This is a genomic window from Gracilibacillus phocaeensis (assembly GCF_900626275.1).
Taxonomy (GTDB): Bacteria; Bacillota; Bacilli; order Bacillales; family Amphibacillaceae; genus Gracilibacillus; species Gracilibacillus timonensis.
On record NZ_LR131145.1, the window covers coordinates 441,814 to 454,326 of the forward strand.

The 12,513-nt window shown below is 41.3% G+C and carries 7 protein-coding genes; 3 read left to right on the forward strand and 4 right to left on the reverse strand.

The window, feature by feature from the left end; all coding sequences use genetic code 11:
* Positions 1-17: 17 nt before the first annotated feature.
* Complete coding sequence (locus E0E32_RS18270) at positions 18-1,958, reverse strand: alpha/beta hydrolase family protein (RefSeq protein ID WP_130860396.1); 1,941 nt, start codon at positions 1,956-1,958, stop codon at positions 18-20.
* 330 nt (positions 1,959-2,288) lie between these two features.
* Here E0E32_RS18270 and E0E32_RS18275 point away from each other — a divergent pair, with 330 nt between their 5' ends.
* Positions 2,289-3,491, forward strand: a complete 1,203-nt coding sequence (locus E0E32_RS18275) for a Gfo/Idh/MocA family protein (protein ID WP_130860397.1) — start codon at positions 2,289-2,291, stop codon at positions 3,489-3,491.
* Positions 3,492-3,842: 351 nt separating this feature from the next.
* Positions 3,843-8,003 (forward strand): heparinase II/III domain-containing protein, encoded by a 4,161-nt coding sequence (locus tag E0E32_RS18280; RefSeq protein WP_130860398.1) that lies wholly within the window; start codon positions 3,843-3,845, stop codon positions 8,001-8,003.
* 142 nt (positions 8,004-8,145) lie between these two features.
* Here the strand turns inward: E0E32_RS18280 and E0E32_RS18285 are convergent, their stop codons facing one another.
* On the reverse strand, positions 8,146-9,192 hold the full coding sequence (locus E0E32_RS18285; RefSeq protein ID WP_130860399.1) for a dihydrodipicolinate synthase family protein: 1,047 nt from the start codon (positions 9,190-9,192) through the stop codon (positions 8,146-8,148).
* Positions 9,193-10,209, reverse strand: coding sequence for an NAD-dependent epimerase/dehydratase family protein (locus E0E32_RS18290; protein WP_130860400.1), 1,017 nt, complete (start codon positions 10,207-10,209; stop codon positions 9,193-9,195).
* 279 nt (positions 10,210-10,488) lie between these two features.
* On the opposite strand from E0E32_RS18290, the gene E0E32_RS18295 reads away from it, so the two are divergent.
* Positions 10,489-11,844 carry a GGDEF domain-containing protein gene (locus tag E0E32_RS18295; RefSeq protein ID WP_130860401.1) on the forward strand — a complete coding sequence of 452 codons (1,356 nt, stop codon included), beginning with the start codon at positions 10,489-10,491 and terminating at the stop codon, positions 11,842-11,844.
* A gap of 166 nt (positions 11,845-12,010) precedes the next feature.
* Here E0E32_RS18295 and E0E32_RS22710 read toward each other — a convergent pair whose 3' ends face one another.
* Complete coding sequence (locus E0E32_RS22710) at positions 12,011-12,136, reverse strand: hypothetical protein (RefSeq protein WP_262361292.1); 126 nt, start codon at positions 12,134-12,136, stop codon at positions 12,011-12,013.
* Positions 12,137-12,513: the final 377 nt, after the last annotated feature.

Sequence of the window (12,513 nt, forward strand, 5' to 3'; positions counted from 1 at the left end):
CCTCCTTTTTATGAAATCTATAAGATGTTAAAACCTGCTAACTCTTGGACTCGCCATGCCCCACCTGGTTCGCCAAGTTTTTTATGAACCGCTTCCGACCAACGATAACTTTTCGGCCGATTCCCAAGAAAAATTAATTTGGTCGGCCAAATAAGTCCTGCCACCTGAGGTAAATCTGTGTGTCGTAGTGCATTAATCATTTCAATTAAGTGATCATTGCCATTTGGATTACTTGGTATATCTTGTGAAGCGGGAGGATCTTTTAAAATAACGGCATATATCCTTTGATCAAGCAATGCGGCATAAAGGGCTGGAACCGTCATATCCTTTTCGGCTGCAATAACAATCTTATCGGGATGCACTTCAGGCATGGACCTTAGAGCTTGGACCCCTCGTAATACATCCCAAACTCGTAAAGAGGCGACGGTTCTTCCTGTCAGAGCTAAAGATCTACGTACATGCCAATTGATTTCGGGGCCCCAGGCACTTTCACCAACTCCTCTTACCTCCAACATTGCCTGCAGCCACGAAGACGGTAAATCATGAATCATCGGTATGTGATGAAACTTAAACCCATCTCCCCCTCCAGGTGACTGTAAATAGATAGCAGTCGGTGAATGAGAAACCTGCATATCCTCTCCTTGCAAAAACCCCGTAATCCTCCAGCTATACTCAGAAATAATGGAAAACGTGTGGTGCCAACTATCTTCGTTCGTAAAATATTTTTGCTTAGTTTCCATAGCCAGCGGAATAGAATAGTTAGGAAATGCAGCAAAACTCTCTTGCTTTAGTTTCTGAATGACGTTTTCTTTAACCGCTGTAAGCTCTTGAGGCGTTGTAATCGATGGCTGTTGGCTTAATGCAATCAACCACTCTTGAACCGATGTTGATTCATCATTTGCTGGTTGCTTGCCTTGATAGACAAGCAACTCTTCCTCGCCCTCCCTTTTCCCATCAATATCACTAACTGGATGATGTCCCTCCCCTTTTAAATGTTGAAGGAACCATGAGAAAGCGGCCTTTCGAGAGGCGGAACTATAAGAATGGTGTGCATGAAAGTCAAATAACTGAATTTTCTCCTTGCAACCCAAATCACAATATAGCGCTTTCAATTTTTCATAAACGAACTGAACCGAGTCTATGGTATAATTTCTGTCTCGATCCGGAGATATAATTAACATCGGACGCGGAGCCATCAAGGCATAAGATTCAATAAGTGACCAGCCATATGGATTATTTGGAAAAATACAATCACAATGTGTATCTATCGTTCTTTCTCTTACCTGTGAAGCAATCGTACCAGTACCACTCGATGCGGCTGCTGCCTTAATTCGATCATCACAACAAGCAGTCCACCAGCTAATAGCTCCCCCACCAGAATGTCCAGTGATGCCGATTTTATCCGGGTCTACTTCCTGTCGTTCTGTCATTAAATCGATACCCCTTACTGCATTCCAAACCTCGGTTGCCGCAGGTGTATAACCTTTGCTAATCCATTGAAATTGACCGTGTGCATAGGTCCCATGGTGCATTCCTTGCACCTCTCCGAACTGGATTGTATCAATAATCAACGTAACAAACCCAAGTTGAGCGAATTTCCTCGGATGATCTTGGTAATTTATTTTTTGTGAAAGACTGTGACCACAAAGGTATATAAGGGCTGGGGCAGGAACTTCTACATCATTGGGCACATATAAATGAGCCGTTACATACAAGCCAGGTAAACTTTCATAATATATTTTTTCAATTCGATGTGTATCACTTTGCAGTGTGCCAGTTATTGTTACATTTAATGGTGTCCTCGGTTTATTAAAAAACGTATCGATCCCAAGCATTTGCTTAAATTGTCTTTGTTTACTTTTTTTCCATAAGAAGTATTCGCTGTCTGAAGAAAAAGAAGGTAACGGACGCTCTGTGATTTCTCCTGCCACTTGATTCAAATAGCTCCTTATGTACACTAGTTATCTCCCCCTTTCGAATACCAATATATTTCCAAATTTCAGATTTCTATATTTGGTAACTATAAATTTACTCGAATCCTATATAAATGACAAGTCTTTAAAGTGTCCATTAATGGAGATAGCGATTTTATTTTTTTGGAAACCGAGAGCACTAGCCATACAATCACTTCATTTACTCGAAACTTATAACAAGTAACAACTCTATACAACAACCCCTTTTAACGCCCAATCAAAAACATTAAACTGAACTTATAGTCTATTTAAAGACTTGTCATCACCGGCACCTCCCATTATACTGTTCATATATTTTCCAGATACATCACAAAAATGAAGGAGGAGAGCATCATTAAATCAAACGTATCCATTGTTTTAATTGGAATCGGAGGATATGGCGACCTCTATGTCAGCCATCTGCTGGATTCCTCAGAAGCGTCTATTGTGGGAGTAGTGGATATAAACCCGCAAAAAAGCAAGAACTACCAAACGATCATCGAACGGCAGATTCCTGTTTTTTCATCCATAGAGACATTCTATGAAAATTGGAGTGCTGACCTTGCCATTATCTCTACACCGATTCATCTTCATGCCGATCAGACGTGCTATGCGTTGACACATGGCAGCCATGTGCTTTGTGAAAAACCAATGTGTACAACGGTGGAAGATGCTGAAAGAATGATTGCTACCCGAAATGCGAGTAACAAATTTTTAGCGATTGGTTTTAATTGGTCATTTCAGCCATCGATTCAAGCATTAAAGCACGATATTCAAAATGGTCTTTACGGAAAACCCAAAAGACTGAAAACGATCGCGCTTTGGCCGCGAACAGGCAGTTATTTTGAGCGCGCACCATGGGCCGGTCGAAAATATGGTAATAATGGAGAGCTGATCATAGATAGTGTAGCCAGCAATGCCTGTGCACATTATCTTCATCACATGTTCTACCTCTTAGGTGCCACAACCGAAGAGAGTGCACATTTGCAGCAAGTCACTGCCGAACTTTATCGAGCGAATCCAATTGAAAACTTCGATACGTGTGCAGTCAAGACAATAATAGATGAGGGTGTGGAAGTACTGTATTATGCGACACACGCTGTTCCGGAGACATTTGGCCCCCATTTCACATTTGAATTTGAGCATGCCACCATAAGCTATACACAAGAAGAAGGCTCCAATAGCGTTGTTGCTCACTTTCATGATGGAAACAAAAAAACCTATAAAGATCCAAGAACCGAAGACCCCTTGCACAAATTATCGATATGTATCGAAGCCGCTAAATCAGGAAAGCAAGTTATTTATTGTGGTCCAGAGGCCGCCTACGCCCATACATTATGTATTAATAGCATGCACCATTCTATGCCTGAGATTATTCATTTCCCTGATACACTTATTCAACATGACCAGCAAAAAGATCTTACTTGGGTGGAGGGATTATCTGAAACACTCATGAAATGTTTTGAAGAATCGCGTATGCCAAGTGAATATCAACTAGATTGGGCAAAGGAAGGAAAAGTGATTACTTTATCAAACTAGTTTCAAATGGATGAGATAACACCATGACTTCATTGCACCGAAAACTTACAGGAGGAAACGATTATTAACAAGGACTGTTTTGCAATACATGCCATCAGACGTTAATAGTGACCTCCTTATTATCTTTTTTTGTTCCAAATGAAAAGAGAAATATCCTCCCCCTTTCACAGAAATCTCCATTACTAATATATAAGTAAATCTATTTTTAGACTTTTTATAGACTCCGATTTCAAGACATTGTTAGCAACTACAGCGAAACGATCGAAAAGATTACGGTTACTATGGCTGTCGTACTTTCCAGTTAGAGCGCATATGTTTTTAGCAACATTACCATAAGGAGGAGAAAATAACATGTGGAGAAAAACGTGGATCTTGTGTTTCGGATTGTTTGTACTACTTAACTTTTTGCCTGAACTAACCTCGCCTGGTGTCTCAAATCATCAGATAACTGCTGCCGAGACTGCTCCAGCTACCGAACCTGTTATTGATCATAACCATAACCGTTGGGCCGTCGTTCCAGAAGTAGAAACAGAGATCGCTATTGACGGTGATTTAACAGAGGATATCTGGGAGAAAGCAGTCGAGTTAGAGGGATTTGTCACCGTATTCGATAATGAAAAGGTCGAAAAAGACACAGAAGCCCTGCTTGGCTATGATTCCGACAACCTTTACGTTGGTTTGACCTACACAGATGAGGAGGCAAGTGAGTCATTAGCTAATGTCGAGATTTTGATTCGACCTTCTCCAGATCAAGAAACCTTTTTCACGATAACCATTCCGGTCCATGAACCTAATTTACCTATTACAAATGATTGGGGGCCAGGCGGTGAAGAGGCAGCTGATTATGATTACGAGGTCATTACGGAAGAGGGATCCATGACGGCAGAGGTTGCTATCCCCATCTCCTCTCTTAATGTGGACGAGCTGCACGTTGGAGATGAATGGCAACTCAATATCATCCATCAGCATGAGATCAATACGGAACCCATGAGTTCCTGGATTCCCATCCGGACATCCAGTTATAACCAAACAGATACAAGCACTTCCACTAGCTACACCATCGATGTTTCCGAAGAAGGACGGCTGGGCAGTATCTTTTTTAATCAATTGCCAGAACAATGGGCACCGAAATCCTATAACTCTATTTGGAATCCACAGGAGTTGAAACTAGAATATAAAGCCTTTACCGAGAAAGAATTGTCCTTTAAAGGGGCAGGGATCAACCCTATTCATGATGATATTGCGCTAACTTGGCGCTCTCCATCTGGCGAACAAGTGGAGCTAGACGATGTGAATATGGAAAAGGTAAAAGACCGCATGGTTGTATCCTTTGAGCACCCAGAACCACATGAAAATGGATTGTACCACTTATCTGTTAGTCTGGATCAGAAGCGCAATAAACCTGAAGCCATGTTCACCATGCTAGCTTTTGATCGAAACCAGATGATGGATGCAGGAGAAGCATTATACGATCACGTCCCATATGATGGGGAAAAGACCATGGTAGAATGGGAACCTGCGACAGAAGAAGTCCAGCAGCTCTTGGATATCATTCCCGAACGAGTTGGTTTTCGATTTACTGGATTACCGGATCAGCCACAACTGCATCCAGATAGAAATTTCAGCTGGGATATCGATCAACCAGATATCATCAGCTCCAATCACAGTGATAAGACGTATCCAAATGAAGAATATCCAGAAGATCAAGCCTTTACCGTAACCAATAAAAAAGGAGAAACCGTTGAATATCCCTATTATGAAGATGAAAATGGCAGGAAATATTTCTTAAGCGCCCACAAATGGTGGCTGCAACGAAACTATGCCCTAGGACAGATGTCGAAAATTGCTTCCGAAGATCCGCTGGGAGCCGCAAGACTATTGCAACGCTTTGCAGAAGTATATGAGGGTTATATACCAGTCAGTGATCATGTATGGCAAAACTTTCCGGTAGAAGTCTCATCTGGACCTCCCTATCCTTGGTGGGGTGGTGTATGGAACCGCTGGTCAGCCTCTGAACTGTGGGATCTACGCAATTTATTCAATGCTTACGCCACCGTCAAACAGACTAATGCATTGGAGTTATTAAGTGACGAAGCAGGAGAAGATGTTGATCAAAAGATTGTAGAAGCGATGTTTAAACCATCCGTAGAGTTTGCTCGGACGTTCCCGATTATTAATCATAATATGGATTATACCAAATGGGTCGGTCTGGGTGACATGTCAAAAGCCATTAATGATCCTTCCTATATTCACGAGGGAGTAGAATTATTAGAAGACTATACAACCAACGAATATTTATTTGATGGCTTTTATAAAGAAACGACCTTGTCTTACCATAACCAGTCCACCAATGGCATCAATCGAGCCATCGATGCCTTTCAGGGATGGAGCGACCCACAAGGATATACTTCACCTCGTTCAGGGACGCGATTTGACGATTTAGATATGCGAGAGGCATTCCCTGCCTTGGGTAAATCGCAGGAAATTCCACAGATGCTGATTTATCCAGACGGGAAATACCTTCCTACTCAAGATACATGGGCAAACGAGGTGTCCGGAAATCCTAATTTAACCGATGGCTCCTTTTTACTGCCAGCGTCTGGATATGCTCGACTCCAAAGGGGGACCCCAGATGAAGAGGAAGAAAGTACCGGCATTACTTATTTATTTCCTGGGTTGGACATTGTCGATCAGACGACAGAGGATCGATTATTTGCAGATAGCGGAACCGTACAGTTTGAAGCGGAAAGCGAAGGAAATCAGATTACCTTTGTCTTTGAAGTCCCCGAAACGGATACGTACCGTGTAGATCTGAAACCCTTTAAGGCGGCAAGTTATGGGTTATATGAAATCTTGATGAACAATAAAACTATCACAGAACTGGATTTCTTTAATACAGGATCCGGACCAGGTGATATGGAAACATTGGCAACACTAGAGCTAGAGAAAGGTACACATGAAATTACCTTTAAAACGATTGGCAAATCTGATGAAGCAACCAATTATAAAATGGGTGTCATAGAGCTAGTTCTTTTGAATGAAGAAGCCCAGCAAGAGGATGACGGCGAAGAAGGCAATCCTGCTCAACCATCCCAGCTATACATGAATTTTGATCCAAAGTATGGACATAATCATTTTGACCCACTTAATTTAAATCTTTATGCAAAAGGGCAAGAACTATTGCCGGATATTGGCTATAGTTATACCTTTTACCGCCGCTGGGCGACATCAACCATGGGACACAACACAGTAGTGGTAGACAGCAAAGACATGACCACTTCTGGCGAGGCTGAGCACGGAGGAAATATCGAGCTCTTCGCCCCTATCAGCGACCAGCTACAAGTGATGCGTGCCCATCAGGAAAAGGCGTATCCAGGAACGGATGAATACAGCAGAGAACCTTGGTTTATCGGATTCCCTGATGGAGAGGATGGCTATGTATTGGATTTGTTCCGTGTCTCCGGCGGAAATCGTCACGAATATACCTTACAAGGAGATGCCAACCGCGATGCTCACTTTGATACCGACATGGAACTAACCGAATATGGCGATTACCTCCTGCCTGAAGGAACAGAAGTCACTCTTCCCGAAACGGCATACGACACAGGTTATGCAGAAGGACATTATTATGGCTATATTTATCTTCAAAACGTCATGGAAGCCGCACTGGAAGATGAGCAATATCAATTAACATTAACAACCGAAGAGAATGAAGAAGAACAAGCAAAAATGAAAATTACCGGTCTCTTGGAATCTGGAGAAAATGAATTGTATTTAGCTGAATCACCGTCCCTCCGTTCCACTCGATTACATGGCACAAGTATGGATACCAATGATGAAGCAGTAAAATACCATATGCCTAAATTCGTTTTAAGAAGAGACGGAGAAAACCTAAGCAGTCAATTTATTACGTTAATGGAGCCTTACCAACATGACGAGGAACCACGAATTGACCATATAGAGAAATTAGAAATAAAGGATGCTCATCCGGGTGATATTGCCGTTGCGGTTACTCACAGGGAGACAACCGATATTATTCTCAGTTCCCCTCACCACCCAGAAGAACCACTGGTTGTGGATGATACCACCATGACAGGAAAGATGGGAATGATTCGTTTACAAAATGGGGAAGTTACCGACATGTACCTGATTGGCGGCAGTCTGTTAGAAAAAGGTACCGAACAATTGACTGGCAATGAAACAATCAAGGGGACGCTGACCAATGTAATGCGTCAAGCCAATCAAGACAGCTATGACGCCTTTGTAACAGACACCAATATACCAGAGGATACACGAGGCAGTCATATAGTTATCACACACCCAGACGGTAAAACACATGGTTACGAAATCAAAGAGATTATGAAAGAAAACGATCAAACGATCATTCAAACCAATGGAATGGACCCAGGTTTCAGCATCCATAGTGATGGATCCTCAGAAATGGACTTCTATCCATTTAAGACATGGGACGGAGAACACACCTTTCAAATAGAAACATTCAGTACTAAATAACATGAAGCAGAGCTCTTTTCTTTCGGAAAGGGCTCTTTCACTTTTGACCACAAAATGTCCACTGCAGACATTGTAAAACGCCGCAATGGACTAGAAAGACTCTTTCTTTTTTATTTCTGTAATGAAAATAAGTGCCAAAACCCTAGTCGAGCCATTTCGATAGATTTGCTTGGATAAAGGCATCATCATTCAAATGGGGATAACTTCGGTACACACGATCGATTTCGTCTGCCTGGTGAGGACTTAACTGTTCCTTTTCAAGCAAACACCAATTGCCCTTAAGCAGCCCTTGTCTGGTTAACACTTCATTTATCCCCGCAATACAGCCTTTAAATTGATTGCTTGCATCAAAGAAGGCCGCATTCGCATCCGTAATCTCCTGCCCCAATGTTAAAAGCTCACTAGGAATATGGTCTTTACTTTGCGCATGTTTCATTTCCGCAAACATTTCCACCACACGCTTGGTCCACACCGACCAATGACCAAGTAACCCACCGACGATTTTCTTGGTGACTTGCCTATCCCCCACCCTTATTTGATACGTAGTTAACAAGTCATTCACGATGTTATCATCATTTCCCGTATATAAAGCAATCTCTTTATTTCGCGCAGAATTGCACACAGCTCGAACGACGTCAAAGGATTGATATCGATTAAATGGAGCAATTTTAATCGCATGCACATTGTCTATGTCAGCAAAGCGTTTCCAGAAATCATAGGAAAAGACCCTGCCTCCGACCGATGGCTGCAAATAAAATCCGAAGACCGGTATGATTTCTGCAACCTTTTCCGCTCGATAAAGAAGTTCATCTTCTGAAAGATCTTGCAAGCTTCCCATGCTCAATAAACCTAAATCATAGCCAATATGTTTACTAAACTCCGCTTCACGGACAGCCTGCTCAACCGGCCCACAAATACCCGCGATTTTAATGAAATTCTTGGAGGCTCGCTCCATCTCTTCCATTGCCATCACTAATACCTTTTCAAATAATTGAAAAGCTGGATCCCTAATTTCAAATTGTGTCGTATGAACCCCTACCGCCAAGCCTCCTGCCCCTGCATCGATATAATATCTGGTAAGTGCACGCTGACTTCTCTCATCCAGCCTTCTATCACTAGTCAAGGCAAGCGGATGGGCAGGAATAACCGTTCCTTCATGAATATGCTGTTTCACGGCATGATCAAGCATTTAAAATGCCCCTTCCCGTTCTTGAAAATGTGTAGGTTTATTATGTGTAACACCATCGTGGCTTAACCAGTCAGCAATCATCGTGATCATTTGTTGAATAGAAACTTTAGGATAGCCAAATAATTCATGGGCTTTGGAAGCATTATTCAATAACGCTTTTGAATCTTCGACATGGATGAATTGAGGTTCTTTATCAAACCGTTTGCCAAATTCATTGGCTAACCAGCGGATCGATAATGTCTCAGGTCCTGTAATATTTAAAATCTTTGGCGGGGAATCGGTATGTAACAAGGAACGAATAGCATACTCATTCGCATCCCCTTGCCAAATAACATTCACATTACCCATCGTTAAATCAATCTCTCTGCCTTCATACACTTGTTTCGCTATCTCCAGTAATACACCATAACGCAAATCAATCGCATAATTCAGTCGAAAAATGAGCAAAGGTGTCTGATGTTTATGTGAAAAATACGTGAGCACACGCTCTCTTCCCAAACAGGATTGAGCATATTCGCCAACTGGATTCACCGGGGTATCCTCTGAGCAATTACTACTCAGTACATTGGTAAACGGATAGACATTTCCTGTAGAAAATGCTACTATTCGTGAATGTTTAAATTTCTCTGCTACTCTTCCTGGAAGATAGGTATTCATAGCCCAAGTAAAATGTTCATTTCCCACGGTTCCAAACTTATTACCAGCCATATAAATCACATTTTTGACATTGGGAAGTGCGGCAAGCTCCATGTCATCTAATAAATCGGCCGCAATGGTTTCCACACCCAGTGCCTCTAGCTCTTCCCTTAAGTTTCCTGATGAAAATCGCGACACACCGATAACTCTTTTATTCAATCCGCCGTGATCTATAGCCCTTTTGGTCATTCTTGCTAAAGTCGGTCCCATTTTCCCACCAACTCCCAGAATTAAAATATCCCCATCCAAAGATCGTAAATCATCCATTAGTGCCTGTGATGGTATTGTCAGAAAATCATCCAATTCAGCAATCGTTTTCATTTGACCACTCCTTTTCCTATTTTCAAGTCTTATTATGATTTTCGAGATAAAATTCAGATGCCTGTATATTTTTATTGTATGGAGACCACTTTTAAAAGACAAGTCTTTAAACAGTCTTTAAGTATGCCATTTACGATGACTCGAAGCTGTGCATTCACCATCAATTATTCTGTAACCTAATCGTTTTGACAAATGGATGTTTACAACGTATGATAATGACAATAAAGAAAACAGACATGTCCATACTTGTGTCGATAAAGACCTAAGGAGGGTAATTCAATGAATTTGAAAGCGGTTACCATGGATCCAGAGATTACGATTGGAGTTATTACACCCGATGCCCTTGTCGAACAAATCAAGGAAACTTTGAAAGCTTTCCCAAACTTCAAGCCTATTTTTTATATTATTAATCCTGATACCGTTCTGGCTGAGGCAATGAATGATTTAGAACAAGACGCAGATGTATTGATGTTTATGGAATACCACCAATATCACTTAGCCAAACAATTGACGGACTTCTCCATTCCGGTACACCTTGTGCCACTGATGGGAACCGGGCTTTACCGATCATTATTTCTTATAAAAAACAGCCATGGATTGAAAAAATTGTCCGTCGATACGGTTGAAAAAAAATATGTGGAACAAATACTATTTGAATTAGAAGAGACAGATTATCAGCTAACGGTATTCCATGACCATTCCAAGAGTATGCTAATTACCGATATCATTGACTTTCACAGAACAAATCATCAAGAGAACGGCACCGTGGCTATTACTGGCATCCAAGAAGTTTCCATCCGGTTGACAGAACTGAATATACCAAACGAATGGGTCACTCCGACACAACAGGATATGATCGTCTCTTTAGAACGGGCACTTCTGGCTACAACCACGCGAAGGAACAAGGAATCACAAATCGTTTTCGGATTAATTGACATTGATAACTTTAAAAAAATAATTGAAAGATACCCTTCCGAGCATGATGTGCAATTATTGAAATTACAAATACAGCAAATGCTGCTGAATTACACCAAACAGCTCGACGGTCATTTAATTAATATTGGCAGTGAAGAGTACTCTTTTATTACCACTCGAGGTATTTTCGAACGGGAAACGAGGGGATATAAGTTTATTCCATTGCTGAACGAAACCAAAAGTGAAATCGGCATCACCCTAAGCATCGGAGTCGGTTTTGGCAGTACGGCCGCAGAAGCTGGCAGTCATGCTCGCTTTGCCATGCGCCAATCAAAGGAGCTTGGTGGAAATGTTTGTTACATTGTACGTGAGGATCGCAGTGTGCTTGGCCCTGTTGACATTACCACCGATACGCACTACGAACGCTATGATCTATCCATAACAGACGCAGAGCTGCTCGAAAAAGCAGAAAAATCCGGTATGTCCGCAACCTATATGACCAAGTTGATGGCACGCGTTGCCAAATACAATAAATATGATTACACCGCCCAGGAATTAGCTTCCACACTGGATATAACTATTCGGAGCGCCCATCGTATCCTACTTAAATGGATGGACGGCGAACTGGTTGACATTGTAGGAGAAGAAAAGGTAACGCATAAGGGACGGCCTCGTCGTATATATAGGTTAAGTTTTATTATTGATGCGGAGAAAGAGTAAAGACCTTAAAGAAAAAACCTTATATTTCTTCCACATATAGTAGCAGCTAATTTTATTAAAAATAGTATGGATGAGCTTCTTCAATTCTAGTTAAAACGCTTATTGGCAATCTTAATGATGAGAAAGAAGCTATCGTCTATTTACGATAATGGAAGCTCCATGAAATTTAAATCAGATCTTCTAGCTTACCACTGCATTCGATGATCAGATCTTTGTATTTTTTGATGATAACCTTTAAGATAGGATTAATATCTTTTGTTTGTGAGGCGAATGATGGAGTATGAAATTTCATGTTCGCGAATACACCTTAATAATACGCAAGATATCGATATTCAAACATTGCGTATTACACCCAATTGATTTACAATTCGTTTTATTGCTAAGCATAAATCAAAAAGGGATATTTGGGAGCAAGAGAAACATTCAATTTGAAACAACTACTGATTTTTCAACGCGGTGCTAACCCTATGCAAACATGTAATACCCAAGGGGTTAGCACCTTGTTACAATAGTGGTTTTATCGAAGGTTAGCAATTGGTTTTACTATTTTATTAATAGAAATATTTAGGTTAGCACTTTTGGTAGTCTATTGCCTTGGTTGGGAAGGCTTTCTGATGTGTGCTGTCGCATCCTTTATGGGTGCGTGGATTGAAATACTGGTATCACATG

Bases quoted from the DNA above. Each gene is read 5' to 3' on its own strand.
- E0E32_RS18295 (WP_130860401.1), top strand. From the start codon at position 10,489: ATGAATTTGAAAGCGGTTACCATGGATCCAGAGATTACGATTGGAGTT.
- E0E32_RS18285 (WP_130860399.1), bottom strand. From the start codon at position 9,192: ATGCTTGATCATGCCGTGAAACAGCATATTCATGAAGGAACGGTTATT.
- E0E32_RS22710 (WP_262361292.1), bottom strand. From the start codon at position 12,136: ATGAAATTTCATACTCCATCATTCGCCTCACAAACAAAAGATATTAAT.
- E0E32_RS18290 (WP_130860400.1), bottom strand. From the start codon at position 10,209: ATGAAAACGATTGCTGAATTGGATGATTTTCTGACAATACCATCACAG.
- E0E32_RS18275 (WP_130860397.1), top strand. From the start codon at position 2,289: ATGAAGGAGGAGAGCATCATTAAATCAAACGTATCCATTGTTTTAATT.
- E0E32_RS18280 (WP_130860398.1), top strand. From the start codon at position 3,843: ATGTGGAGAAAAACGTGGATCTTGTGTTTCGGATTGTTTGTACTACTT.